Source organism: Timonella senegalensis JC301, assembly GCF_000312125.1.
GTDB classification, from domain to species: Bacteria; Actinomycetota; Actinomycetes; order Actinomycetales; family Cellulomonadaceae; genus Timonella; species Timonella senegalensis.
On sequence record NZ_HE978641.1, the window covers coordinates 147,533 to 172,516 of the forward strand.

Here is a 24,984-nt window from a genome sequence, read left to right on the forward strand (position 1 = left end):
CAAGAGGCGCCTCATACTGTCCCGGGCGGGTTACGTGTCCGGAGAGAGAGAACAGGCCGTTTCCGCTCGAGCGTTCCGTTCCCATCGAGGTGAACCAGTCGGCGCCTCGGTTGATGATCTGAGGCACGGATGCGACGGACTCGACGTTGTTCACGACCGTGGGGCGTGCGTACAGTCCAGCCGTTGCTGGGAATGGCGGCTTGAGGCGTGGCTGGCCTCGGCGTCCCTCAAGGGAATCGAGGAGCGCGGTCTCTTCACCACAAATGTAGGCTCCAGCACCCGCGTGGACGGTGACATCGAGGTCGAATCCGGTGCCCTGGATGTTCTTGCCCAGATACCCGGCGGCGTACGCTTCCTCAACTGCACGAAGCAGTCGACGGTAGACGTGAACGACCTCGCCGCGCAGGTAGATGAACGCGTGGTTCGATCCGATTGCGTACGACGTGATGATGACGCCCTCTACGAGGAACTGCGGTGCAGCCATCATGAGTGGGATGTCCTTGCAGGTTCCCGGCTCGGACTCGTCCGCGTTCACCACGAGGTAGCGGGGGCCACCGTCAGCTGGGGGTAGGAATCCCCACTTCATTCCGGTTGGGAAGCCTGCGCCACCGCGCCCACGCAGACCGGAGTCCTTGATGGTCTGGATGAGGTCTTCTGGCTTCTGAGCGAAGGCCTTCTTGAGGCCCTCGTAGCCACCATTCTTGAGGTAGGTCTCAAGGGTCCAAGAGTTTGGCTGGTCCCAAAACGCGCTGAGGACGGGTGCCAGCACGGTGTTGTACTCGGTCACTTTGCGTCCCCTTCCACTGCTGGGCGGTCGGCGGATGAGCCTTCGTCACCGGTGTTTGGTGCTACCTCGTCGAGGACTGGTTCGACTGGTGCGTCAACAGTAACTGCGCCATCCACGCTCCACCCCTTCTCGCGTGCAAGCTTTGTACCCTCGATGGAAGCCTGGCCTGCGCCTGGTCCTTCATCAGCGAGGCCATCGCTAAAACCTGCGAGGACTCGGGAGACGTGCTTGAAGCTGCAGATCTTGTCCGGTCCACGGCTAGGCTTGACGTCCTTGCCCGCTCGCAGGTCATCGACGAGCTGCGTGGCGGACTCTGGCGTCTGGTTGTCCATGAACTCCCAGTTGGCCATGACGACAGGTGCAAAGTCGCATCCTGCGTTGCATTCAACGCGCTCGAGCGTAATCTTGCCGTCTTCGGTGGTCTCGTCGTGCCCAATGCCGAGGTGCTCGGAGAGCTCGTCGAAGATTTCGTCTCCACCCATGATGGCGCAGAGCGTGTTCGTGCAGACACCAATCGTGTACTCGCCATTCGGCTTGCGCTTGTACTGGGTGTAGAACGTGGCAACAGCGGAAACCTCTGCGGTGGTCAGGTCAAGCTGCTCCGCGCAGAACGTGATGCCATTGCGCGTAATGTACGAGTCCTCGGACTGTACGAGGTGCAGCATGGGCAGCAGCGCCGAACGCTTGACGGGGTACCGGGAGATGATCTCCTGTGCATCCTTGGCTAGGCGTGCGTAGGTTTCGGCGTCGTAGCCCGTCCCTTGCGCTGCGGTGTCCGACGATTCAATGTTGGCCGTCATCGGTCCACTCCTCCCATCACGGGGTCGATAGATGCAACTGCGACGACGACATCGGCGACTTGGCCGCCCTCGCACATAATCGAGGTTGCTTGAAGGTTGTTAAAGGATGGATCGCGGAAGTGCGCACGGAATGGTCGGGTACCGCCGTCGGAGACGAGGTGTACGCCGAGTTCGCCGCGTGGGTGCTCAACCGTTTGCCAGACCTGTCCGGCTGGTACACGAAAGCCTTCGGTGACCAGCTTGAAGTGGTGGATGAGCGCTTCCATCGAGGTACCCATGATGTTTCGGATGTGCTCGAACGAGTTGCCCTGGCCGTCAGAACCGATGGCGAGTTGGGCTGGCCATGCAATCTTCTTGTCCTCGACCATGACCGGCTGTCCGGCGGTGCGCTCGAGGCGGTCAAGAGTCTGCTCGACGATCTTGACGGACTGGCGGATCTCCTCAAAGCGGAGGAGGACTCGGTCGTAGGCGTCCGCACCGTCCGAGACGGGTACGTCAAAGTCGTAGGTCTCGTAGCCGCAGTACGGGTTAGCCTTGCGGACGTCGTATGGCAGGCCAGCGGAACGCAGGATTGGACCCGTGATTCCGAGCGCCATGGCGCCAGCGAGGTTGATGTGCCCGATCCCGACCGTACGGAGCTTGAAGATCGGGTTTGCAAGGCAGAGGTTCTCGAGTTCGCGGGCGTACTTGAGGATGAGCACGAGTGCCTCGCGCGCTGCCTCGACGAAGCCTGCTGGAAGGTCCTGAGCGACGCCACCTGGGCGGATGTACGCGTTGTTCATGCGCAGTCCGCTGGCCATTTCGAAGAGTCGCAGGACTTCTTCACGTCCGGTGAATCCGGCGGTCATGACCGTAGTTGCGCCGAGCTCGTTACCGCCGGTGCCGAGGCAGACGAAGTGGGAGCCAATGCGCTGGAGCTCCATCATCATGACACGAATGATCGTTGCGCGCTCTGGGATGTCGTCAGTGATGCCGAGGAGCTTCTCAACTCCAAGGCAGTAGGCGGTCTCCTGGAAGATCGAGGCCAGGTAGTCCATACGGGTGACATAGGTGACGCCCTGAACCCAGGTGCGGTACTCCATGTTCTTTTCGATGCCGGTGTGCAGGTAACCGATACCCGCACGGGCCTCGGTGACGTGCTCGCCGTCCATCTCGATCATGAGGCGGAGCACACCATGGGTCGATGGGTGCTGAGGCCCCATGTTGACGATGATGCGCTCTTCTCCGAGCTGGCGGATCTCCTCGGTGATCTTGTCCCAGTCTCCACCCGTAGCTTCGAACTGTGGGGCGGACTCGTCTGCGAAATCTCCGCGTGTTGCGTGCGGTGCGCTGGTCACGAGTACTTCCTCCTCTGGTCTGCTGGTGGGATGGTGGCGCCCTTGTATTCGACTGGGATTCCACCGAGTGGGTAGTCCTTGCGCTGCGGGTGGCCTGGCCAGTCATCGGGCATTTCGATGCGGGTCAGATCGTCGCGGCCGGTAAAGATGATGCCGAAGAAGTCCCAGGTTTCGCGCTCGTGCCAGTCGTTAGCTGGGTAGATGTCCACCGTGGTTGGGATCGTTGGGTCTTCCTCTGGTGCAGCTACGTCGAGGCGCAGGCTACGTCCGTGAGTTACCGAGGTGAGGTGGTAGACAGCGTGAAGTTCGCGTCCGGTGTCGCCTGGGTAGTGGACGCCCGAGACGCCGAGGCTCAGCTCGAAGCGGAGGTCCTGGTCATCGCGCAGGATCTGGCATACGGGCACCAGGTGCTTGCGGTTGATAAACAGGGTCAGTTCGCCGCGGTCAACTGCCACGGACTCGATGGCCTCAGCGGGGTTGATGCCCTGCTCGGTCAGGACCTCAGCGAGGAAGTCCACTGCATCGTCGAACCAACCACCGTAGGGGCGAGGGCTCGACTGCGCGATGACAACGTTCGTGACGAGTCCGCCGAATCCGGAGGTGTCCGATCCGCCGCTGGCTCCGAACATTCCCGATCGGGTACCGATTACCTCATCCTTCGCTGTTGCGAAGATGGAGTCCGAGGTCTGCGGCTCGAGTTCGCCGCCGCTCTGGTTCTCACTCACTTCAGGAGGCCTTTCATGTTCGACACAGGCGTGGCCTCGAGGGCCGCCTTCTCTACCGCGGCCACAATGTTCTTGCGGTTCGTGAAGAGTGGCTCGGCCTTGACCTGCTTGTGCAGCTCGAGGATTGCGTTGATGAGCATTTCGGGGCGTGGAGGGCAGCCCGGCAGGTAGATGTCGACGGGCACAATGTGGTCAACGCCCTGCACGACCGCGTAGTTGTTGAACATTCCGCCGGAGGAAGCGCATACGCCCATGGAGAGTACCCACTTGGGTTCAGCCATCTGGTCGTAGACCTGGCGCACAACCGGAGCCATCTTTTGGCTCACGCGGCCTGCCACGATCATGAGGTCGGCCTGTCGTGGAGACGCGCGGAAGACCTCCATGCCGAATCGAGAGATGTCGAAGCGTGACGATGCCGTTGCCATCATTTCGATTGCACAGCAAGCAAGGCCGAACGTTACGGGCCACATTGAGCTCTTACGTATCGTTCCGGCCAGTTCCTCAACTGAAGTGAGGATAAATCCTGGGTTCTGTTCGTCGTGTGACATGGTGACCTTCCGCCTAGACCCACTCGAATCCGCCACGGCGCCATTCGTAGATGAATGGAACTGTAATGAGGGCGAGGAACGAGAGCATTGCTACCAAACCGAATCCGGCCAAGTACTGGAAGTCGACTGCCCATGGGTAGAGGAATACGACTTCGATATCGAAGATGATGAATGTCATCGCGATCAGGTAGTACTTGATCGGGAACTTTCCACCATCCACGGCGTGTGGGGTCGGCTGAATACCGCACTCGTAGGCTTCGAGCTTTGCCTTGTTGTATCGCTTGGGGCCAATCAGGGCACTGGCCACCACGCCACCTAGGGCGAGCACAAGGGCTACTCCCATGAGCACTAGGAGCGGAACATATGGGTTGTCCATACCGGAACTACCTCGCAGTGTGAAGCGTCTTTACGAGCGACGATTTTCAGTTGGTTTGTTTCAGTGAAACGGTGGTGCTTTGCTCGCGTCTCGTCGCCCTTGGGTTTCCTTAGGCGACCGGACCACACCGAGGATCGGGGCGGTCACGGGCAACATTGCCTGTGACGTGAGTTGTTCTACCTAATACTTTGTTAGTCCGTACCAAAAAGGCTAGGACCCAAGTCCCATGGGGCGCCCCTTTGGAAGTACGCCCGCAGCCCCATTTCGCCCTGCTCCTTCAGTGGGGCAGGACACCTGTGAAGACCATCACAAGACCTCATAGTCACTGTAGTCACGATCACTTTTCACTTCCGCTAAGGTGAACCTAACTTACGTGCGTGTGGACTGGTCAGAACCGCGGCCTCAAGCCGTTTGCGCGCAGCGCCTCAACCTGACAGATCTCCACATTCTTTCAGTTTTGATACAAATTCTTTCATGATGTGGACGCGATTCCGGGGCCTTGCGCAGCGTCACGCCCCAAACACCCGGGAATCATGAAATCAGGCATGTCCGCCGTGCACTGTTAGGGCGGTTCGGGGTGTCGCCGAATTAGCCCCGTGGGAGAACGGTCCCACTTCGTGCACGTATTCCTAAGCGCCACTGCACCAGCGTGCACACGGCCGCAAAACCTAGCCCGCCTGCGCCACCTTCTCGCGCCACGTTGCGCGCAGGCCCACCTACACAACCAGATAAGCGACGATGGTGCCCGACCTACGTAGGTCGGGCACCATCGTCGAAAATCAGTTGGTGCAGGCAGCGAAGCTGCCGGCTATTCGGCTGGAAGCCAGATCAAACCAGTGGCTTGGTGGCGCGGTGCAGTGCCACGATCCCGCCTGTGAGGTTTCGGTAGGCGACGTTGCGCCAGCCTGCCTCCTGCATGAGCTCAGCGAGGCTTTCCTGGTTCGGCCACTGCGAGATGGACTCGGCAAGGTAGTCGTACGAGCCGGAGTCACGCGTGACCAGGCCAGCGACCTTGGGCAGCGCCTTCATGAGGTAGTTCGAGTAAACGGTACGGAACGGCTTCCACGTTGGGGTGGAGAACTCGCAGATCACCACGTGTCCACCCGGCTTCACCACGCGGAACAACTCGGAGAGCGCGCCCACCGTATCCACGACGTTGCGCAGACCAAACGAGATCGTGGCGGCGTTGAAGGAATTGTCAGCGAAGGGCAGCTGGGTTGCGTCGCCGGCAGTGAACGGCAGGTCAGGACGGCGCACCTTGCCCACTTTGAGCATGCCGAAGGAGAAGTCGCATGGCACTACAAGAGCGCCAGCTGCATCGAACGGTTCCGAGGACGTGCCCGTTCCTGCAGCTAGATCGAGAATACGATCGCCAGGCTGAGGGTTCACCGCCGCGACAGTAGCGCGGCGCCACGCACGGTCCTGGCCGAGCGAGATCACATCGTTGGTGATGTCGTACTTTGACGCGATGCCGTCAAACATCGAGGCGACATCCTGCGGTTTCTTATCAAGGGAGGCACGAGACATGTAGCCATTATCTCAGCAAGAACTACATGCTTAGGGACTTATCCTTAGAAGTGATGACTACCAATCCGACACAGGCAGCGAGCACCCACAAGGAGCACGCCACCTCACAGAGCGCACACGAGCTCTCACGCCTCGTTGCCCGCACGGTCGAAATCCCCGCGCGCGGCACGAACCTGACGGCTCTCATTGACCTTCTTCCCGCAACCGCTCCCCTGGCCTGGGTACGACGCGGCGAGGGAATCGTGGGTTGGGGTGAAGTCGCCCGACTCGAGTTCACCGGCGCCGACCGGTTCGACGAGGCAATCAGCGCATGGAACCACATCCGAGAGCACGTCATTATTCGCGACGAGGTGAAGCTGCCCGGAACCGGCGCAGTGGCGTTCGGCACGTTCGGCTTCTCGTACGCCACCAAGAACCCGTCAGTGCTGATCATCCCGCAGGTTGTTGTGGGGCGGCGCGGAGACACCTGGTGGCTCACCACGATCACGACTGCCGATGAACCATTTGCGCACCAGATGAACTTGGACGACCTCGCCCAGGACCTCGAGCCCGTCTCGATCCCGGGTGCCGTGGCCTTTAGCGCTGGCTCACGCTCAGAAGATGAGTGGAAGGGCGTCGTCGCTCGCGGCATTGAGCTCATCAAGGCAGGGCAGCTCGACAAGATCGTGCTCGCCCGCGACGTGGTGGGGCGCACCGACAATCCAATCGACGTGCGCCACCTCCTAGGGAACCTCGCAGTGGCTTACCAGAACTGCTGGACGTTTTCGGTGGACACAATGGTCGGGGCTACGCCTGAGCTCCTAGTCCGAACAGAAAAGGGCCTCGTGACCAGCCGCGTGCTCGCCGGAACAATCCAACGCACCGGCGATGATGAAACCGACACTGCACACGCCGCGATCCTCGCGCACTCGTCCAAGGACCTCGAGGAACACGAGTACGCCGTGCGCTCGGTTGCGGACGCACTGCGACCCTACTGTTCCTCACTCAATGTCCCCGAAACCCCGTTTGTGCTGCACCTGCCCAACGTCCTACACCTCGCGTCAGACGTAGCAGCGGTCGTGGACAGCTCCGCGGGTGCCACGAGTTTGTCGTTGGCCAAGGCCCTGCACCCCACCGCCGCAGTGTGCGGAACTCCCACCGTGGAGGCAGCCCAGACGATCCTCGAGATCGAGGGCATGGACCGCTCTCGGTACGCCGGCCCCGTAGGGTGGCTCGGCGCGGACGGCGACGGCGAGTGGGGCATTGGACTACGCTCCGCAGAGCTCTCGGCCACCGACCCACATCAGATCAGGCTCTTCGCTGGCTGCGGAATCGTTGCCGCCTCTGACCCAGCCTCTGAATTGGCAGAGACGTTTGCCAAGCTGCGCCCCATGCAGTCCGCGCTCGGTGAGCGGGTAGCCGCAGAGTAGCCCAGCGCCCTACATTTAGCGCGTGCACGCGCGAACAAGGCCGGTGGCCGACCGCGTTGGTCGGCCACCGGCCTTTCTACTCGTGTGTTCCAGTCCGTGCGGCAGATCGGCCGCCGACGTCAGTGGGCTGGACTACTTGGGTCAGCCGTTGCCGCCTGGGAGACCTGGGAAGAGGTCGCCGAGGTTAGGCAGGTTGTTTGGGTTGGTCTGGTCGCTCGAGCCGCCCTGTCCAGAACCACCCTGGTTTGAGTCACTATTTCCCGATCCTGAGTCCGGTGTCGTGGTCGCGGTCTCCGTGCGCTCGGCGAGCGTCACCTTGACGGTGATCAACTTGCCATCGCGGATGACGCCAAGCTCCACCGTATCGCCGGCGTTGTGCTCACGAACAAACCCGGTCAGAGATTCCGTACCCGTCACGGACTTGCCGTCCACCGAGACGATGACGTCCTTGGCCTGAATACCGGCCTTGGCCGCGGGGGAATCAGTACTCGTCGAGGCGACGACCGCACCCTGGCGGGTAGAGCCGTCCGCTGTTCCAGTGCCGTCCTGCATGGTCACGCCGAGGAACGCGTGCTTGGCCGTTCCGGAGTCAATGAGCTGCGCACCAATGTTCTTTGCAAGGTCCGATGGGATTGCAAAGCCGAGGCCGATTGAACCGCTCTGGCTCGATGACGACCCGGACATCGTGGCAATCGAGCTCGTGATTCCGATGACCTCACCCTGTGCGTTGAACAGTGGCCCACCGGAGTTTCCGGGGTTGATCGCGGCGTCGATCTGGATCGCGTTGGTGACAACGAGCGTTCCATCGGACGTCTGAGCCGTGGTGACGGGTCGGTTGACTGCGGAGACGATGCCGGTTGTCGCGGTTTGGGAGAGACCAAGTGGGTTACCCATCGCCATGACCGAGGAACCCACGGTCACACTGTCCGACTGTGCAAAGACCGCGGAGCGCAGGTCGCTTGGTGGGTTCTCGATCTGGATGACCGCGAGGTCGGTTGCAGCGTCGAGGCCGGTGATCTTTGCATCGTAGATGCGACCGTCATTGAGCGTCACCTGAACTGTGTTGTTGGAGGCACCCTCGACAACGTGGTTGTTCGTGATGATGTGGCCCTTGGCGTCGATGATGACGCCCGAGCCTTGTGCAGAGCCCTGCTGCGTGTTCACGCTAATCGCAACCACAGAGGGTGCGACTGCCGCAGAGACCTTCTGCCAGTCCGGGTTCTCGTTGGTGGAGCTTGCCACGGGTACGTTGACAGCGCCCTCGCCCGCCCCGCCGAGAGTCGGCGCAGTCTGGGTGGTGGGTGAGTTCGACTGGTCCGCCGAGAACTGACCGGTCAGAGCTGCTGTCCCGGCACTCGCGAGAATTGCTGTAATTGCGGCAGTTGCCACAACCGGTCCGAGAACGCGTTGCTTCTTGACCGGCGTTTCCACTGCCACACCGGACTGGGTGGGCCCTGCGGAGTGCATTGCTGACTGGTCCGACCAGTTGGCAGTGCTGTGTGCAGCTGCGGGGTACTGCACTGCCTGCGGAGTTGGTGGGACCGGTGGAGCTGGTGGGGCCGGCGGGACGCTCTGGCCACCCGCTGGTGCCGTGAACCGTGGGAGCGCCTGGGTCTTGTTCAGGTCCTCGTTGCCCCCAGTGTTCGGTTGTGCATCGAATTCATTGTTCTGCGTCATGGTGCTCCTCCTTGAAGTTCTTAACTACAAGGGAACACTGCCGCTCTGAAACGGTGCTTGGAGATGTCTGAAAGTTTCCTTAAAACGACTATGTGCGCTGGTCAGAAACCGGTGTTTCACCCACTGCCCGAGCAATTTCGGTGGAGGCAGATCCACGGTCATCCCGATCGAACCTCACTTCAAACACTCTGATTGCGCTGTTTGGTTCCCGCAGCAGCATCTCGAGTTCCTGCGTGGAGCGCACCGCCTGGTAGTCGATTCCATAGGCTGCGCACAGAAGGTCGAGGTGGGCCGTATGCGGCGTCCCAAAGACCCGCTCGAACAGTTGCGGATCCCCCGCCCCGGAGTGCTCGAGCCCGGAAAAGATCGCTCCCCCGCGATCGTTGAGGACCACAATATCGAGTGGCCCCACGGGGTCCGACGCCGTCCGCAGAAGTGCGCCCGCATCGTGCAGGAACGTCAGGTCGCCCACGACCACGCGTGTCCGACTCCCCGTGGCAATCGCGATTCCCAGCGCCGTGGAGAGGGTGCCGTCGATGCCGGCGAGCCCCCGCTGGCCGTACACGGCCAGGCCGCGGGGCCAGTCGGTCACGTACGCGTCCGCGTCCCTGATTGCCGACGATGAACCAAGTACCAGCGCGTCGCCCGGCTCGCTCGCCGCGACTACAGAACGGACGGTCCTCATCGGGGCCAGCCCGTCCGCGAGGTCTCCCTCCCCCACCGTGCGGGCGAGAACCTCTGCAAGGTCATGTCCCGCGGACGTCCATCGGTCGAGCCACTCGGCCCGGGACTGTGTCACTGTGCCCTCCTCGGGCGTGAACAGACTCGGGTCTACGCCGTAGAGCACGATCTGTGCGGTGCGGCTCGCGTCGTTCCACGGCTCAACGCGTGTGGGCACCACAACGGTTCGCACCCCCGGGGCTGCGATGAGGCGCTGGACCGGCCGCGTCAGCGTGGCGTGCCCAAACACGAGCACCTGCTCCACCTCGGAGACCAGGTCCGCCCAGCGCCCGAGCGGCTTACCGCCCAGCGCGGAGTGAGCAAGAATGTTCACCCCGGCGGGCACCACGTTGAGGCTCGACACGATCCCGCTCGTGGGCTCGGAGATGATGGGCCAGCCCTGTGCTTCCGCCACGCGCGTGGCGACCGGCGCCGAACCATCACCCGCCACAACCAGCGTCTTACCCACGCGCGCGACCTCGGCTGCAACCTCAACATCGGCGCCGACGGTGCCGGTCAGAGCAGGGCGTGAGGTGATGACGGGGCTAGGAATATCGTCGAAAATCAGGTCAAGGAGCGCAAGCTCCTGAGCGTTAGGGGCGAGCGGCTCCCGAAGCGCCAGGTTCACGTGCGCCGGACCGGCCTGGGCGCTCGCGCCCGTGGCCGCCGCCCATGCCCGCACTGCAACCGCGCGGATGTCCGTGGCCTCCGATGCGATCCCGGCCGGAGCCGGGACGTCGATGAGGAGGCGAGCCGCACTGCCAAAGATGCCCGGCTGAGTCGTGGTCTGGTTCGCGCCGGTGCCACGCAGCTCGTGCGGGCGGTCCGCGCTCAACACTATGAGCGGCACGCTCGAGTGCGAAGCCTCGAGCACGGAGGGATGCAGGTTGGCCACCGCGGTGCCCGAGGTCGTCACCACGACCGCTGGGGTGCCCGTGGCCTTGGCGAGGCCCGAGGCAAGAAAACCGGCGGTGCGCTCGTCAATCCGGACGTGCAGGCGGATGAAGCCCCGGTCAGCCGCGCGGTAGGCCGCGTAGGCAACGGGAGCTGAGCGCGACCCCGGACACAGCACCACGTCGCGCAGGCCCTGAGCAATCAGCTGGGCAAGCAGGTTCCCGGCAGCCGCGAGCGCCGGAGGCAACTGCTGCTCGCGCGCTGCCACGGATGGTTCGGGGTGGGGGCCGGATGGGTTCGACACGGTATTCCTAGGAGTATGCGGCGGTGAAGCTGACGAATGGTCTTGGGATCAGGGTACCTGCGTGGGCGGTACTTCAATGTCGAACTGGCTCGAGATTCGCTGGACGCGGCGAAGCCACCAGCTGACGCGCTCCGGGCTTGCGGCTAGGTTGGCGCCGCTGGTAGTTGGCTCGCCAGTGAGCTCCTGCAGGACCGGAACGGGCCTGCGCACCGGAATCTCCCCGTTGACGGGAAGCAGAGGATCTGAAACCACGTCCCGCTTAAACAGTTGGGAGGTGGCGAGTCCGCACGCGAACGGGAGCTCGGGAAGGGCGGCCGCGAGCGCAATCCCGGCGGCTAGACCCACCGAGCTCTCAAGCGCGGAAGACACTACGACTGGTTTACCCAGCTCCTGTGCGAGTTCAAGGCACGTGCGCACGCCACCGATGGGCTGGACCTTCAGGACCATGACGTCGGCTGCGTCGGCGGCCACAACGGCATACGGGTCCTCCGCCCTGCGGATGGATTCGTCCGCGGCGATGAGGACGCTGGTGCGCCTACGCACCAGAGCAAGTTCAGGAACGGTGGCGCAGGGCTGCTCCACGTACTCGAGCCCGCCTGCTGCGCGGTCAAGGACGGGGATGTTCGCCAGCGCAGTGTCTACGTCCCACTTGCCGTTGACGTCGATGCGGATCTTGCCCATGGGACCGATAGCATCCCGCACGGCCTCAAGCCGCGCGATCTCGTCAGCGAGGTTCTGCCCCGGTTCGGCAACCTTAACCTTGGCCGTCATGCACCCACCCGAGCGGGTGACAACGCCGTGCGCAGTTTCGGCGCCCACGGCGGGGACGGTTACGTTGACCGGGATGGAGCTGCGGACCGGGTCCGGAAACCCGAGGTAGGCGGCCTCGTGGGCGGCCCGTAGCCACGATGAACTCTCCCGGTCGTCGTACTCGACGAAAGGGGAAAACTCCCCCCAGCCCGCCGGCCCTTGCATGAGCACGCCCTCTCGGACGGTCAATCCACGGAACTTCAGGGTCAGGTCAGCGCTATAGACAAACACCCCTCAAGGTTACGCCGGGTGGTGTGGGTGGCGAGCGCGTGGGCACTAGGGCACGAACCAGCCCATCTACGTCCTCGTGCCCTAGAGTGAAGGGGTGAGTGAGATTCCAACCCAAGTTTCCGAGACCTTCGACCCCACCAAGTGGCGCACGATCGAGGGATTCACCGACCTGACAGACATTACGTACCACCGCGGCGTTGACCGCTCCGGTGAGCAGGAACGCGACCTTCCCGTGGTGCGCATTGCCTTCCACCGCCCGGAAGTACGTAACGCCTTCCGGCCGCACACTGTGGACGAGCTGTACCGGGCGCTCGACCACGCGCGCATGACCTCCTCCGTGGGCACCGTCCTGCTGACGGGTAACGGCCCGAGCGCGAAGGACGGCGGCTGGGCGTTCTGCTCCGGCGGCGACCAGCGTATCCGCGGCCGCGACGGCTACCACTACGTGACCGATAATGCGATCGAGACACGGGACGGCATCGACCCCGCCCAGGCAGGCCGACTGCACATTCTTGAGGTCCAGCGCCTGATCCGCACGATGCCCAAGGTCGTCATCGCGGTTGTTAACGGATGGGCTGCAGGCGGCGGGCACTCGCTGCACGTGGTTGCCGACCTGTCTATCGCCTCACGCGAGCACGCCCGGTTCAAGCAGACGGACGCAAACGTGGGGTCCTTTGACGGCGGCTACGGCTCCGCTTACTTGGCCCGCCAGATCGGGCAGAAGCGCGCCAGGGAAATCTTCTTCCTCGCCCGCGAATACTCGGCACAGGACGCCTACGAGTGGGGTGCGGTCAACGAGGTTGCTGACCACGCAGACCTCGAGAACCTCGCCATCGAGTACGCGCGCATCATCGCAACCAAGTCCCCTCAGGCGATCCGGATGCTCAAGTTCGCGTTCAACCTCCCCGACGATGGGCTCATGGGGCAGCAGGTGTTTGCCGGCGAGGCGACCCGGCTGGCTTACATGACTGACGAGGCCGTGGAGGGACGCGATTCCTTCCTCGAACGCAGGGACGCAGACTGGTCGCAGTTCCCGCACTATTTCTAGGCCACACACGCACCAACTGGGCGCGCCCTGCTCTTGCGCAGGGCGCGCCCTTTCTCATGCTGGGGAGGAGACTGTGTCCAAGAAACACCAAAGCGGTTGGTCACTTCCCAAGGGGAAGCGGCCAACCGCCTGTGCGTTACGTGTAGTTGATCGCCTGGACTCGTCCAACTACACCTGGTCTATGTTGTGCGATGGTTACGAATTACATCGTCATCGCTTCATGTGTCCGCTCGTCATAGCCCCCCAAAGAATCCTGATCCCACACTTATCAGTTTGGACATGATGACCGCGCCCCTAGCAAGTAGTCCCCCACCTGCAAGAAACGCAATGCCAACTGCCAAGAGCGACGATGGGCTGAACTTCTTTCGGTCCTCTACAGGAGTGTTCAGTTGAGGCGCTTCACTTGCGACTTCACCGTCGACGTAACGATAACCGGTCACCGGAGCTGATGAGATCCGCTGACCACTTTGAAAACCCGTTACCGCTGCCATACCTAGATTCTTTCAAAGGCTTGGCATTTCTGCGAGGCACAAGTGGCTGATTTTAGCGGGTGAAAGACTGATACCGAGGTATCCCCAACACGCCGGCCAGGGTCATACCAAAGTAGTACATCACCAAAGCATTACTTGGTTGAGAAACTTCCTTGACTCTTGGGTAAAAGTTCCACCCAGGTTCGTCCGGGCTCTAAAAGTACTTCTTTACCGTTTTTATCGTAAAGGGTTAAAGCCGAGGTTAGAGCACTCTTCTCCCATAGACCCGTGATCATCTTTCCACCAGACAGGACGTGCGCTACCCCCATACCGTCCAGGTCATAGTCGGGAACTGGGGCGTTGTTCTGCGCGTTGAACCCCGAGTCAAACTGCTTGGCCTCGATCACCACCACGTTCTGCGTTCCGATCTGCCCCGCTGTTGCTGACATGAACGGCTCCGACCCCTCGGAGCGCATCCACATCTTCTTATCCTTGGACCACGTCCACGTGGGCTGCGCGGCAACGGACATGTTGAGGGAGATACGCGATACCTTTTCTCCCTCCGCAACGGCAGTGGGCGTCGCCCCCTCGATGGCAAATGCAAGGCCGGGGTCAGGCGACGACGAGTGGGATTCTGGCGCTAGCTCTGCAAATCCCTTCACCGAGCCGTACAGGTTGTGCGGAGCAAAACGCTGCCTTGACCGCCACATGGCAGAAGACCCCGTGTTTTCGTCGAGGGCAAAGATCTGATGTGTATCGCGCACGAGCCGCAGGATTCCGGATTGTCCCCCGGAGTACACGAATACCCCCTCGAGTGGCGCTAGGACATTCATGTCCACTGGGCGCACTGACCTGATCGGTCCCACCTCTTCCGGGTAGTGAGAATGATAGATCGCGATGAACCTGGATACGTCAAACTCCACGATCGTCTCCCACACCACGTCGGCGTCCTCGAGGCCACTCTGGGGGCGCGCCGCGTGTGTGTTCTCTATCTTGACCGCGACCGCCGGGCGGTCCTTCACGTCCCCTGCCACTCCCGTCAGTGGCCATGCGGGCTCTACGGTGGGAGTGGGCGTGGGCGAAGGTATTTGGGTGGGCGTCTGCGTTGCTGTGGGCGAGGGCGACGGCTGGGGTTGCGGAGAGCAAGCAGCGCTCATGAGCGCTGCGGCTACCGCCAACGCGGCAAGCGTCCTGTCCCTGCGTCGAGTGGTGACCACTGCGCTCCCCTTTGTACTGGGCCCTGCGAACCGGCCATGGTGGGACACGTCCCGATACTGTGCACACTACTCCTGAGCAGCCCCGATCGCCTGCAGTTTGGCGCAAAAACGCCAGCACTCGAGGCCGCTGCGATTGACACTCCGTCCTGCACTCGTGGAGCGCCCAAGAGCCACGCTGCGGAACCTACTCTGCGGGCCGCGTACTCTGGATGGGTGAGTCCTTCCCGCACAACACCGCGTTTCTCTCCTCATTCGTACACCCAGACCGAGTTGGAGGCGATCCTGCGTGCGCCGGGTGGCCATGTCGTCGTCCCAACCTCGGGTTCGACTGGCGCCCCAAAACTGGTTGTGGTGTCAGCCGATGCGCTTCGTGCCTCGGGCGAGGCAACCTTTCGCGCGTTGAACGGCCCAGGTCAGTGGCTGCTTGCACTTCCGTCCAGCCACATCGCCGGGATCCAGGTGCTCGCTCGCTCAGTCCTTGCGGGCCAGACCTGCGTCGAGATGCCGGAGGGCCACTTCTCGGCCCAGTCGTTCATCTCCGCGGCGGACCAGCTGACCGCCCGCACCCGATACACCTCTTTGGTTCCGACCCAGCTCCACAGGCTGCTCACGAACGACCAGCCCGCCGAGCTACGCAGCCAAGCAGTCGCTGCGCTACGCACCTTTGACGCGATTCTGCTTGGCGGCGCGGCCAGCTCCGCAACGCTCCTGCGCGCGGCCTCCGCCGCTGGCATCCACGTGGTCACCACCTACGGAATGTCCGAGACCGCTGGCGGGTGCGTGTACAGCGGCGTCCCTCTCGACGTCGCGCGCGTCCGTCTGGACGCAGAGTCGCGCATCTACCTTGCCGGCCCCATGCTCGCGGACGGCTACTTGGCTACGCCAGCAGCCGAGCACGATCCGCACTGTGTGGCCCAGCATGACCTGTCGGGCCTGGACGCGTTTGTGATTGACGACGATTCAGTCCAGTGGCACCGCACCAACGATCTCGGCACATTAAGTTCCGAAGCCGGTCATCTGACCGTCCTTGGCCGGGCGGACGACGTGATCCTCTCGGGAGGGCTCAACATCTCACCGCATACGATCGAGTCCGAGCTGGGTTCTGAGTTCGGTATCGACCAAGCGGTGGTTGTCGGGGTGCCAGACCCGGAGTGGGGATCACGGGTGGTCGCAGTTGTCACCCGCTGTGCTGAGAGCGAGATCGCTCCGTTAGCGCAGATTCGTCAAACGCTAACCAGTAGGCTTGGAAAGGGATTTGCGCCGCGCGCTGTCATCGAGGTGGACACACTCCCACACACGTCTTCGGGCAAACCTGATCGCCAGGCAATCTTGGCGCTCGCCCGTACATCGCAGTCACAGTAAAGAGAGCACAACAATGGCTTCAGTTGGCGAATGGATCGCTGGCGCTCGTCCGCGCACTCTGCCCGCAGCGGCAGCACCCGTATTTGTAGGGTCCGGAGCGGCCGCCCTCGTGGACTCCTTCTCCCTCCTCAAGGCTGCGCTCGCAATGCTCCTGGCGATCGCCCTCCAGGTTGGCGTGAACTACGCCAATGACTATTCGGACGGCGTCCGCGGCACCGATGTTGATCGAGTCGGGCCTGTGCGCCTAACCGCATCTGGCCTTGCCGCACCACAGCACGTCAAGTACGCGGCGTTCGGTGCGTTCGGCCTGGGTTCGGTCCTCGGCATCATCCTCATCGCGATGACGGGCCACTGGTGGCTCCTCGCCGTGGGAGTGCTGTGCATCCTCGCAGGTTGGTACTACACGGGCGGCAAGAAGCCTTACGGGTATGCGGGCCTCGGCGAAGTGGGCGTGTTCGTGTTCTTTGGTCTCGTGGCCACAATGGGTACGACCTATCTCCAAGCCGGCCGTGTGACGTGGCCATCGGCTCTGGGCGCCGTTGCTATCGGGCTCATCGCCTGTGCGATCCTCATGGCCAACAACATCCGCGATATCCCGACCGACTTTGTCTCGGGGAAGAAGACCCTCGCCGTTCGGGTTGGAGACTTCAAAGCCCGCCGGATGTACGTAGCGATGATCTGGGTCCCGCTTCTGCTTGCCGTTGTCTGCGCGTTCTTCAACCCGTGGGCTCTGCTGACCCTGTTCATGCTGCTTCCAGCTGTGCTGCTGAGCATCCCCATCCTTGCGGGCGCCAAGGGCAAGTTGCTCGTGCCAGTGCTTGCAGGAACCGGCATGTACGAGCTCGGGTTCGGCATCTTGCTGGGCATCGGACTAGCTATCTAGTCTCGCCTCAGCCTCACACGCACGTCGAGGGCGCGATAACCTACCGGTTATCGCGCCCTCGACGTGCGTGTGAGGTGCTTTCCGCTACGCGCGGAACACCTACGAAACTAGGACCTTGCCTCAGGTCCGCCTTCCTCCAGTAGGGAGTCCTCGTACTGGGCGTCCTGCTTTGCTTCCTTGCCAAACTGAGCATCACGCTCAACCTTGCGTCCGGCAAAGGACGAGGTCACGGCGTCGCGCTCCTTGCGGAGCAGCAGGAAAGACAGCAACATGCCAAAGATGATCGCGAGGATCCACAGCAGGGCGCCTCGAGCGCCGGCGAAATAGAGACCGAGTGCGCAAACCACAATGAATGCGATGCGCAGGAGTGAGTACTTAAGAAATGCCACGTTCTAAGAGTAAACCGTTAGGCTTGGAACATGCCTAGAGCTCTCCTTGGTCTATTCGTTGTTGCACTTGCCCTCTACTGCGCTACTGACGTGCTCACCAGCACGGATGAGCGCCGTGGAAACGCTCCAAAGTTCATGTGGATCCTCGTCGTGGTGTTCTTGCCCATACTTGGACCAATCATCTGGCTCGTGTTCGTCAACGGACGACGAGGAGTTCCAGCAGGCACCCCCGGTGCCCCAGGATCACCTTCCGCGGGTCACAGTACCTACTCCGGACGCACGGGACGTAACAACACCGGACAGGTCGCCCCGGACGACGACCCGGAGTTCCTCTGGAAGCTCGCCGCAGAGCAGCGCCGGAAGCGCGAGGCCGCGGAAAGGGCTGCTCGCGAGGCCCAAGAAAAGAAGTCCAGCGGAACGGAAGATTCTGCAGATGGGCCCGTTGAATCGTCGGAAAGCAATAACGAAGACGAAGCCGAAAAATAGTCATTGAAACAACAAAGCGGGCGAGGGAATCTTCCCTCGCCCGCTTTGTTATGTGACTAGTTCAAGCCACCATACGAGTGCTTACCGCTGAACAAGATGTTCACGCCGGTGAAGTTGAACAGCACCGTGGCGTAACCAATCATCACGAAGTAGGCGGCGCGGCGGCCGGACCAACCGCGGGTCGTGCGCGCGTGCAGGTACGCGGCGTAGACAACCCACACGATGAAGGACCAGACCTCCTTGGGGTCCCAGCCCCACGCGCGGCCCCAGGCGTCCTCGGCCCAGATCGCACCAGAGATGAGCGTGAATGTCCACAGGACAAAGCCCACAGCGTTGATGCGGAAGCTCAGCGCCTCGAGGCGATCGGCGTTTGGCAGGACCTCAAGCCAGTTCCAGGTGACGAGCGGCGAACCGTTGTCGCGAGAATCGCGGAGCAGCTGCAGAAGCGAAACCACGAACGCAACGGTGAAGATGCCCGTGGCGATCACGGCGATACCCACGTGAATGACCAACCAGTAGCGCTGGAGTGCAGGCTGCACGGAATCGGCCTGGATGTGGAAAACATTCATGCCCACAACGAGGAAGAGCAGAACCACGAACGTGATGAACCCGCCGAGGTAGCGAATCTCCTTGAAGATCTGGATCGCTAAGAACGCGCCTACGGCAACGAAGGTACCGACGAGGCAGAACTCGTACATGTTTGCCCACGGAACCCGGCCAGCAGCAAAGCCTCGCGTGACAACCGCGCCTGCGTGCAACAGGAAGCCGACCGTGGTGACGGCCATCGCGATTCCGAGTGCCTTGGAGGAACGCCCCACGTACGAGATGGGTTCATCGGCCGACGCGGATTCGCCGCCAAGGGCAGTAGCGATCGCGCCACCCGAGACCGCTCCCGAGCCTTCTGCCTGCGCGAGCGCCTTCGTTCGAGCGGCCTTTCGTGCACCAATCGCCTCGGAGACCCTGCCCAGGTCGATCGCGAAGCAGACGAGAGCGATTGCGTAGGCCGTTGCTGCGCCCCACACGAGATAATCGCTGATTTGTCCCATGACTCTTCCCTCTATATGTCGGCCCCGCAGGGCCATAAACTGTGTCCCGGTCCGGTGCGGACCTTCGACGTGTCTTCAGTGCTCATGCGTGTGGCAGCGAGTGCGGGACCCGAAGCCACGATGTCTTGCGGTTAGATCTCCCGGCGGGAAAGCTTCTTGTTCAGCTTTTCCTGATCGGTCAAGTCAAGGTGGGAGTCAAAGATCGCGGCAACGCGATCCACTTCTCCCTGTAGTCCAGAATCGTCCCCGCGGGCCAGTCCCGCAAGAGCGACCTCCACCTGATCGCCAGACTGAGTCGCACGGACCCACACCCGGCGTCGAGGAGTGAACAGCGAGATCGCGAGTCCACCAAGTGCCGCGAGCGATGACCCTAGGAGCCAACCGAGGGTCGGGTCGTAGCGCAGGTCGAACGCGGCGAAGCGCGGAATCTCGCTGAATTCGACGGTTCCCCGCCCGTTAGGCAGGTCGACCGTCTGGCCGAGGCCGATGATGAGTGGATCGGGGTTCTCCATGGTTCCCGTCACCTTGGTCATTGCATCCGTGTCCAGGCGGTACACGTTCTGTGGAATGCCACTGTCCAGGCCAAGGTCTCCCTCGTACATGTCCAGGACAAGGAACGGGTTGAGCGCCTCCGGATAGATCGAGCGCATCCCGCCGTTCTCAAAGTCAGCAGTGGGCAGCAGGTACCCAACGAGGCCAATCTGCTCGCCCGAGACCACGTCCGGAACCTTCACAACGCCCTTGGACGTGTACTGGTCGTCTTCCGCAAGGAACGGAACCGAACCGGAGAACGTGACATCGCCGTTCTCGTCCCGCACTGTGATCGTCGGTGCGTGACCGTTACCCATCAAGTAGATCTTGGCACCGTCCTGCTTTGCCGGGTGGTTGACCTTGATGTCCTCCTGGCGCGATTCGCCGTTCTTCTCGGTCAAGGTAACCGTGGCGGTGAAGTCCTGGGCGGCAGAGTCGTTCGCGCGGAACACAGACTCAAACTTGTCGAGCGTCATGGTGAACGGCGACATCGAGTCCTCCGTGAACCAAGCGCCATGCTCAAACGAATCGTAGGCGACCTGCGCGTTCGCAAACCCGCGCCCCTCAACCACGATCGACTGGCCGCGATACTCCAGCAGTTGGCCCGCACCGAACGAAAGGAGAATACCAACCAGCGCCACGTGGAAGATCAGGTTGCCGGTCTCCTTGAGGTAGCCGCGCTCAGCACTGACCGTCCACACACCGGGCTGTTCCTCACCAACCGTCGTGCGGAACAGTGGGAGGAACTTGATCGGGCCACGCAGGCGCTCGGCTGCACGTTGCGCCACGTCCTGAGCAGATCCCGACTCCACGGTCCGCGCAGCCTGCGCTGGGAAGCGCTTAAAGATGCGTGGCGTACGAGGAGGGGCAGACTTGAGGTCGTGCCAATGCGCCTTGATGCGTGGCAGGATGCATCCCACCAGCGAGATGAACAGCAGAATGTAGATCGCTGCGAACCACGGTGAGGCATACACCGCGAAGAAGCTGAAACGGTCCAGCCACTCACCGAGCGTGGGGTTGTCCACGAGATATTGCTCCACCGCAGCTGGGTCCTGCGAGCGTTGCGGGAAGAGCGATCCCGGGACTGCCGCGATCGCAAGCAGCATGAGGAGCATCAGCGCAACACGCATCGAGGTGAGTTGGCGCCACATGAAGCGTGCCAGTGCCCGCCAGCCTAAGGATGGGGCGACAGCTTGCTTGGGGGCAGGCTTCTCATCCGAGGTAAGAAACGCGTCCTCAATACCCTCGGGTCGGTACGCCTTGGCGTCCGTGCTCTGCGTGGACTTGTCGTCCGTGGACATTTACACCACCGTTCCAGTGGAGCTAATCCACGTAGACATCAACGAACTCAACTGCCCCCACAGCCCCGTCACGAGGGCGATGCCGAGCAGTACGAGCAGACCTCCACCAAGTCGCATGACCGCGCGGCGGTGCGTCTTGAGGAAGCCAAGAATCTTGGTTGAGCGCTCGATACCGAGCGCAATGAGGATGAAGGGAAGACCCAAACCGATGGAGTAACTCACCGCGAGAATCGCGCCACGGGCGGTTGAACCTTCGTTAAGTGCAAGCGCGTTGATAGCCACAAGAGTGGGGCCAAGGCATGGGGTCCAGCCCAAGCCGAACACGACACCTAGGAGCGGGGCGCCCCACAGAGCAGTGCGCGGGACGTTGTGGATGCGCCGTTCGTTCTGGAGCGCGGGAATTGCCCCCATGAATGCGACACCCATGAGGATCACCACTACTCCGAGCACTCGAGTGATTGTGTCCGACCACTGCGTGAGCGCGGCACCAACGGCGCCCGTCAGTACTCCGGCGGCAACAAAGACAGTGGTAAAGCCCAGCACGAACAAGAGCATCCCGAGGATGACCTGACGCTTGCCAGCACGTGGGCTACTGTCCTGTGCTGCTGCGGCGCGACGCCTGCGAGCATACTTGGACGCACCCTCCCCCACCGCGAGCGCGGAACGCGCAAAGATCGCGGAGTTTGCGGACGCAGTTGCATCTGGCCCAGCGGCGCCGTCCACAGCAGCGGTCGAGGAAGCAGCCGCAGAACTGGCGCTCTGTGCTTCTTGGGCTTCGGCCTGTGAACCCGCAAGCCCACCGAGGAACCCAATGTAGCCGGGCACGAGCGGCACCACGCACGGTGACGCAAACGAGACTAGGCCAGCAATGAGTGCAATTGGGATTGCGAGCAGCATGGATCCCGAGAACGCCGTGCTCGCAAAGAAGTCACCAACGCTCGCGGTGAACTGGACCGGCGCGGCCTCACCCAGCAGGGCCACGGAGGCGTCAACGCCACCGTGAGTCACCGCGTGTGCGAGATCGGCCAGGACCAAGGAAGACATGACTCTCAGCCCTCTTCAGCGAGTGCTTCGCGCACAAGCGTGTCCAGGGTCGACTGGTCGACCTGCCCCAGAACGCGTGCGGTGACCCGGCTCTGGCGGTCAAGCACGATGGTAGTGGGGACGGCCTTGACCGGAACGACACCGGCGAGCGATGCAATTGCGGAACCAGACTCGTCGTTAATAGAAGGCCAGTTCACATCGAACTCACGCTCAAACGCCTGGGCCGCCCCCGAGTCATCGGTGCGGTTGATACCCAAGAACTTCACGCCCTGGTCCGCATATGCCGCCTCGACCGCCGCCAAGGCGGGAGCCTCCACGCGGCACGGCGGGCACGCCGCATACCAGGTGTTGATGACCACGACGTTGCCCTCGTAGTCAGACCAGTTCACGGGGTCCCCGGCGTAGTCGACGCCACTCAGTTCCACGTTTCCTTTACGCTCGTCCACAGTCCAGGTACGCACAGAACCGTCACCGGACTGGTAACCCTGATTGACCACGTCGCCGTTGTTCCCTGAGTCCTCTGCGCACGCAGCAAGAGAGAGCACCGCCAGGGCGCTCACTGCCGCGGCAATGAACCTAGGGGTGCGTCGACCGTCACTGGATCTGAACACGAAAATCACAAGCCTTACTGTTACGTATCGTTCTGGGAACACGCTGGGAGCGTGGCTCCCGTATGAACTGGAACGGCGGGCAGTGCTATTGCACTACCCGCCGCACCTAAAAACATCACCACTCGGTGGAGCGGGTTGGTCCTACGGACTAGGCGCCGGCCACCTTGGAGGCACCCGGGTAGAGATCTGCCACCGGCTCGGTGTACTTGACGGAAACAAGGGTGTCGCCATCGAAGGTCAGCGAGGTCAGGGAGGCGAGGTTGCATTCGCGCTTGCGCGGATCGTGCCAGAGGCGACGGCCCTCCAGTGCGGAACGAACAATCCACACAGGCAGCTGGTGGCTGACGAGGAGAGCCTCATGGCCCTCTGCCTGCTGCCGGGCGGTCTCGATAGCGCCCTTCATGCGCTCGACCTGGACCTTGTAGGGCTCACCCCAGGACGGCTTGAACGGGTTAATGAGGTGAGGCCAGTGCTGAGGGTGGCGGAGCGAGCCGTCCCCCACACCAAAGGTCTTACCCTCAAAGTAGTTGGCGGCCTCGATGAGTCGCTCGTCAGTTCCGAGCTCGAGACCGTACGCCTGAGCGGACGGGGTTGCGGTCTCCTGCGCCCGCTGCAACGGGGACGCGGTTACCACCGTGATGTCACGGTCTTGTTCCTTAAGGTGCACAGCTACTCGGCGTGCCATCTCTTGACCGAGGTCCGAGAGACGGTAGCCCGGAAGGCGCCCATAGAGGACCTTTTCGGGGTTGTAGACTTCGCCGTGCCGCATGAGGTGAACGATCGTTTTGGCCATGGCTCTAAGTGTGTCAAAGAATCAGGGCTACGGGGATGGCAAAGTGCGTGATTTTGGCGTCTTTTTGGCGGGTACCTCTGTGCCGAGCGTCCCTGAACTATGCGCCCACACCCAGCGCCCAGCGCGCTCCCACGCCCCCGCCCCGCCGCCAGCACCAGCCCTCAGCTCACCGCAGCACCTACATATCCGAGGTCGTCCGGCCCGAGGCCACAGCGATACGGCGGAAGAACTGCGCCAGTTGCGCCAGTTCCTCCGCGGTCAACACGTCCACAAGGCGCTGGCGAACAGATTCCACGTGCATGGGTGCCGCGTGCTTGAGGAGCGCGTATCCGGCCGTACTCATAATGCAGTCAATGCCGCGCCGGTCTCTTGCGGACGGGCGCCGCACCACCAGTTGGCGGCGTTCGAGCCTCTGGACGGTGTGCGAGATGCGCGACCGTGATTGCGCCAGATAGTCCGCGAGCACGGACATGCGCAACGTGTGTTCGGGCGCCTCAGATAGCCGGACGAGAATTTCGTACTCACTCATGGACAGGCCACACGCCTCAATGAGGTCGACGTTCAGGGCGCCCCAGAGGATGGAGTTTCCCTCTAGGTAGGCACGCCAATCAGCCTGCTGACTGGCAGTGAGCCATCTGTCGAACTCTTCGGTCGGCATGGACCCCCCCCAGGTTGTGACCGTCATTGGTTGACAGAACAATATCGACGGATCGCCCTCTTGGGAAGAATTTCTTGATCAGTTTTTGGTCGCGTTTTGGCTGGGAATCCCACGGGTTGGGGATTCTGGATCCCCTAAGTGCGAAATCAAGTTCCGGAAAGTACTTGCGCTCGTTCCGCAGATTAGTTAAAGTTTCAAGTAAGCAAACTTGAAGCGTCAACTAATGCGGTTATGCTGCAGTCCGGTCACCATACCGGCAACAGGCAGCTTGGTTGAGTTCTTGGTTGCGACCACAACGCAACACGTGATCCGCCCGGTTCCCGCGAACCTGGCGGCCGCACCAGCCTAGCGGCCACGCAAGACCAACCTTGATCGTGCACGGTCCACCCGCAACGCCTCACCTGTCACCGACAGACACAGACAAGGAACTTACACATGAACATGCCAGCAGGCCTCACCGCAGGTACCTACACCGCCGACACCACCCACACCTCCGCAGGATTCACCGTGCGTCACGCTGGAATCTCCAAGGTCCGGGGAACCGTCCCAGTTGTCTCTGCGTCCATTGACGTAGCCGAGAACTTCCTCGACTCCAAGGTCACCGCTGAGCTCGACGCACGTGGCGTGAACACCGGTTCCGCTGACCGTGACGGCCACCTCCAGTCCGCAGACTTCTTCAACGTTGACGTCCACCCGACCTGGACCTTCAAATCCACCTCGATCACCGCTTCCGGCTCCAACGAGTTCGTTGTTAACGGCGACCTCACCATCAACGGCGTAACCAAGTCCGTCCCACTTGAGGTTGAGTTCACCGGAACAGCTACCGATCCATTCGGCAACAAGCGCGCAGCCTTCGAGGGCCAGCTCGAGATCTCCCGCAAGGAGTTCGGCCTGGTCTGGAACGCAGCTCTCGAGACCGGTGGCGTCCTCGTCTCCGACAAGGTCAAGATCAACATTGAGGTTTCGGCAATCTCCGCCTGATCCCCCAGTTCATAAGTCC

General features: G+C 62.0%; 25 protein-coding genes. 7 read left to right on the plus strand and 18 right to left on the minus strand.

Annotation, left to right across the window (positions count from 1 at the left end; translation table 11 throughout):
- The 7 genes from HGSM_RS00725 to HGSM_RS00755 all read right to left on the minus strand — a co-directional run.
- Positions 1 to 787, minus strand: a 787-nt coding sequence (locus tag HGSM_RS00725) for a complex I 51 kDa subunit family protein (protein WP_019146819.1), incomplete at its 3' end; no start/stop codon positions are given.
- Positions 784 to 1,587 (minus strand): NADH-quinone oxidoreductase subunit NuoE, encoded by an 804-nt coding sequence (gene nuoE / locus HGSM_RS00730; RefSeq protein WP_019146820.1) that lies wholly within the window; start codon positions 1,585 to 1,587, stop codon positions 784 to 786. The genes HGSM_RS00725 and nuoE, both read right to left, overlap by 4 nt.
- Entirely contained in the window at positions 1,584 to 2,924 is a 1,341-nt protein-coding gene (locus HGSM_RS00735; RefSeq protein WP_019146821.1) for an NADH-quinone oxidoreductase subunit D, read from the minus strand. The genes nuoE and HGSM_RS00735 overlap by 4 nt, the downstream gene beginning before the upstream one ends.
- Positions 2,921 to 3,598, minus strand: coding sequence for an NADH-quinone oxidoreductase subunit C (locus tag HGSM_RS00740; protein WP_051009589.1), 678 nt, complete (start codon positions 3,596 to 3,598; stop codon positions 2,921 to 2,923). Before HGSM_RS00740 ends, HGSM_RS00735 begins: the two co-directional genes overlap by 4 nt.
- Positions 3,599 to 3,645: 47 nt before the next feature.
- Complete coding sequence (locus HGSM_RS00745) at positions 3,646 to 4,197, minus strand: NADH-quinone oxidoreductase subunit B (protein ID WP_019146823.1); 552 nt, start codon at positions 4,195 to 4,197, stop codon at positions 3,646 to 3,648.
- A 13-nt stretch (positions 4,198 to 4,210) separates the two neighbouring features.
- On the minus strand, positions 4,211 to 4,573 hold the full coding sequence (locus HGSM_RS00750; RefSeq protein ID WP_019146824.1) for an NADH-quinone oxidoreductase subunit A: 363 nt from the start codon (positions 4,571 to 4,573) through the stop codon (positions 4,211 to 4,213).
- 828 nt (positions 4,574 to 5,401) lie between these two features.
- Complete coding sequence (locus tag HGSM_RS00755; protein WP_081581243.1) at positions 5,402 to 6,100, minus strand: demethylmenaquinone methyltransferase; 699 nt, start codon at positions 6,098 to 6,100, stop codon at positions 5,402 to 5,404.
- 53 nt (positions 6,101 to 6,153) lie between these two features.
- Between HGSM_RS00755 and HGSM_RS00760 the strand changes: the two genes are divergently transcribed.
- Positions 6,154 to 7,509, plus strand: coding sequence for an isochorismate synthase (locus tag HGSM_RS00760; RefSeq protein WP_019146826.1), 1,356 nt, complete (start codon positions 6,154 to 6,156; stop codon positions 7,507 to 7,509).
- A gap of 141 nt (positions 7,510 to 7,650) precedes the next feature.
- On the opposite strand, the gene HGSM_RS00765 is transcribed toward HGSM_RS00760, so the two are convergent.
- The 3 genes from HGSM_RS00765 to HGSM_RS00775 all read right to left on the minus strand — a co-directional run bounded on the left by HGSM_RS00765 (position 7,651) and on the right by HGSM_RS00775 (position 12,145).
- Positions 7,651 to 9,186 carry a S1C family serine protease gene (locus HGSM_RS00765; RefSeq protein WP_019146827.1) on the minus strand — a complete coding sequence of 512 codons (1,536 nt, stop codon included), beginning with the start codon at positions 9,184 to 9,186 and terminating at the stop codon, positions 7,651 to 7,653.
- A gap of 88 nt (positions 9,187 to 9,274) precedes the next feature.
- Positions 9,275 to 11,104 carry a 2-succinyl-5-enolpyruvyl-6-hydroxy-3-cyclohexene-1-carboxylic-acid synthase gene (menD, locus tag HGSM_RS00770; protein ID WP_019146828.1) on the minus strand — a complete coding sequence of 610 codons (1,830 nt, stop codon included), beginning with the start codon at positions 11,102 to 11,104 and terminating at the stop codon, positions 9,275 to 9,277.
- Between the two features lie 48 nt (positions 11,105 to 11,152).
- Positions 11,153 to 12,145 carry an o-succinylbenzoate synthase gene (locus HGSM_RS00775; RefSeq protein WP_019146829.1) on the minus strand — a complete coding sequence of 331 codons (993 nt, stop codon included), beginning with the start codon at positions 12,143 to 12,145 and terminating at the stop codon, positions 11,153 to 11,155.
- A gap of 94 nt (positions 12,146 to 12,239) precedes the next feature.
- On the opposite strand from HGSM_RS00775, the gene HGSM_RS00780 reads away from it, so the two are divergent.
- The gene (locus HGSM_RS00780) at positions 12,240 to 13,193 is read left to right on the plus strand and encodes a 1,4-dihydroxy-2-naphthoyl-CoA synthase (protein WP_019146830.1); all 954 of its coding nucleotides are present in this window, start codon (positions 12,240 to 12,242) and stop codon (positions 13,191 to 13,193) included.
- Between the two features lie 622 nt (positions 13,194 to 13,815).
- On the opposite strand, the gene HGSM_RS00785 is transcribed toward HGSM_RS00780, so the two are convergent.
- Positions 13,816 to 14,697, minus strand: a complete 882-nt coding sequence (locus HGSM_RS00785; protein ID WP_019146831.1) for a DUF3048 domain-containing protein — start codon at positions 14,695 to 14,697, stop codon at positions 13,816 to 13,818.
- Between the two features lie 40 nt (positions 14,698 to 14,737).
- Here HGSM_RS00785 and HGSM_RS14535 point away from each other — a divergent pair, with 40 nt between their 5' ends.
- From HGSM_RS14535 to HGSM_RS00795, 3 genes are all read left to right on the plus strand, one after another.
- Positions 14,738 to 14,956: a hypothetical protein gene (locus HGSM_RS14535; RefSeq protein ID WP_195891314.1), complete on the plus strand. Its 219-nt coding sequence runs from the start codon at positions 14,738 to 14,740 to the stop codon at positions 14,954 to 14,956.
- 137 nt (positions 14,957 to 15,093) lie between these two features.
- Positions 15,094 to 16,242, plus strand: a complete 1,149-nt coding sequence (locus HGSM_RS00790) for an AMP-binding protein (protein ID WP_195891315.1) — start codon at positions 15,094 to 15,096, stop codon at positions 16,240 to 16,242.
- Positions 16,243 to 16,255: 13 nt separating this feature from the next.
- On the plus strand, positions 16,256 to 17,125 hold the full coding sequence (locus HGSM_RS00795) for a 1,4-dihydroxy-2-naphthoate polyprenyltransferase (protein ID WP_019146833.1): 870 nt from the start codon (positions 16,256 to 16,258) through the stop codon (positions 17,123 to 17,125).
- A gap of 107 nt (positions 17,126 to 17,232) precedes the next feature.
- On the opposite strand, the gene HGSM_RS00800 is transcribed toward HGSM_RS00795, so the two are convergent.
- The gene (locus HGSM_RS00800) at positions 17,233 to 17,514 is read right to left on the minus strand and encodes a DUF4229 domain-containing protein (RefSeq protein WP_019146834.1); all 282 of its coding nucleotides are present in this window, start codon (positions 17,512 to 17,514) and stop codon (positions 17,233 to 17,235) included.
- Positions 17,515 to 17,544: 30 nt separating this feature from the next.
- Here HGSM_RS00800 and HGSM_RS00805 point away from each other — a divergent pair, with 30 nt between their 5' ends.
- Positions 17,545 to 18,000 (plus strand): PLD nuclease N-terminal domain-containing protein, encoded by a 456-nt coding sequence (locus tag HGSM_RS00805; RefSeq protein ID WP_019146835.1) that lies wholly within the window; start codon positions 17,545 to 17,547, stop codon positions 17,998 to 18,000.
- Positions 18,001 to 18,056: 56 nt separating this feature from the next.
- Here the strand turns inward: HGSM_RS00805 and ccsB are convergent, their stop codons facing one another.
- From ccsB to HGSM_RS00835, 6 genes are all read right to left on the minus strand, one after another.
- Entirely contained in the window at positions 18,057 to 19,046 is a 990-nt protein-coding gene (ccsB, locus tag HGSM_RS00810) for a c-type cytochrome biogenesis protein CcsB (protein ID WP_019146836.1), read from the minus strand.
- A 131-nt stretch (positions 19,047 to 19,177) separates the two neighbouring features.
- Positions 19,178 to 20,878, minus strand: a complete 1,701-nt coding sequence (gene resB, locus HGSM_RS00815; protein ID WP_081581244.1) for a cytochrome c biogenesis protein ResB — start codon at positions 20,876 to 20,878, stop codon at positions 19,178 to 19,180.
- Positions 20,879 to 21,922 carry a cytochrome c biogenesis CcdA family protein gene (locus tag HGSM_RS00820; RefSeq protein ID WP_019146837.1) on the minus strand — a complete coding sequence of 348 codons (1,044 nt, stop codon included), beginning with the start codon at positions 21,920 to 21,922 and terminating at the stop codon, positions 20,879 to 20,881.
- 5 nt (positions 21,923 to 21,927) lie between these two features.
- Positions 21,928 to 22,533: a TlpA family protein disulfide reductase gene (locus HGSM_RS00825; RefSeq protein WP_081581309.1), complete on the minus strand. Its 606-nt coding sequence runs from the start codon at positions 22,531 to 22,533 to the stop codon at positions 21,928 to 21,930.
- Between the two features lie 148 nt (positions 22,534 to 22,681).
- On the minus strand, positions 22,682 to 23,326 hold the full coding sequence (locus HGSM_RS00830; protein WP_019146839.1) for a histidine phosphatase family protein: 645 nt from the start codon (positions 23,324 to 23,326) through the stop codon (positions 22,682 to 22,684).
- Positions 23,327 to 23,504: 178 nt separating this feature from the next.
- Positions 23,505 to 23,984, minus strand: coding sequence for a MarR family winged helix-turn-helix transcriptional regulator (locus tag HGSM_RS00835; RefSeq protein ID WP_040594377.1), 480 nt, complete (start codon positions 23,982 to 23,984; stop codon positions 23,505 to 23,507).
- 435 nt (positions 23,985 to 24,419) lie between these two features.
- Here HGSM_RS00835 and HGSM_RS00840 point away from each other — a divergent pair, with 435 nt between their 5' ends.
- Positions 24,420 to 24,965 carry a YceI family protein gene (locus tag HGSM_RS00840; protein ID WP_019146841.1) on the plus strand — a complete coding sequence of 182 codons (546 nt, stop codon included), beginning with the start codon at positions 24,420 to 24,422 and terminating at the stop codon, positions 24,963 to 24,965.
- The last annotated feature ends 19 nt before the right edge of the window (positions 24,966 to 24,984 follow it).

Coding starts and splice junctions, on each gene's coding strand:
- nuoE (WP_019146820.1), bottom strand. CDS start 1,587: ATGACGGCCAACATTGAATCGTCGGACACCGCAGCGCAAGGGACGGGC.
- HGSM_RS00745 (WP_019146823.1), bottom strand. CDS start 4,197: ATGTCACACGACGAACAGAACCCAGGATTTATCCTCACTTCAGTTGAG.
- HGSM_RS00750 (WP_019146824.1), bottom strand. CDS start 4,573: ATGGACAACCCATATGTTCCGCTCCTAGTGCTCATGGGAGTAGCCCTT.
- HGSM_RS00755 (WP_081581243.1), bottom strand. CDS start 6,100: ATGTCTCGTGCCTCCCTTGATAAGAAACCGCAGGATGTCGCCTCGATG.
- HGSM_RS00760 (WP_019146826.1), top strand. CDS start 6,154: ATGACTACCAATCCGACACAGGCAGCGAGCACCCACAAGGAGCACGCC.
- HGSM_RS00765 (WP_019146827.1), bottom strand. CDS start 9,186: ATGACGCAGAACAATGAATTCGATGCACAACCGAACACTGGGGGCAAC.
- HGSM_RS00795 (WP_019146833.1), top strand. CDS start 16,256: ATGGCTTCAGTTGGCGAATGGATCGCTGGCGCTCGTCCGCGCACTCTG.
- HGSM_RS00805 (WP_019146835.1), top strand. CDS start 17,545: ATGCCTAGAGCTCTCCTTGGTCTATTCGTTGTTGCACTTGCCCTCTAC.
- ccsB (WP_019146836.1), bottom strand. CDS start 19,046: ATGGGACAAATCAGCGATTATCTCGTGTGGGGCGCAGCAACGGCCTAC.
- resB (WP_081581244.1), bottom strand. CDS start 20,878: ATGTCCACGGACGACAAGTCCACGCAGAGCACGGACGCCAAGGCGTAC.
- HGSM_RS00820 (WP_019146837.1), bottom strand. CDS start 21,922: ATGTCTTCCTTGGTCCTGGCCGATCTCGCACACGCGGTGACTCACGGT.
- HGSM_RS00830 (WP_019146839.1), bottom strand. CDS start 23,326: ATGGCCAAAACGATCGTTCACCTCATGCGGCACGGCGAAGTCTACAAC.
- HGSM_RS00835 (WP_040594377.1), bottom strand. CDS start 23,984: ATGCCGACCGAAGAGTTCGACAGATGGCTCACTGCCAGTCAGCAGGCT.
- HGSM_RS00840 (WP_019146841.1), top strand. CDS start 24,420: ATGAACATGCCAGCAGGCCTCACCGCAGGTACCTACACCGCCGACACC.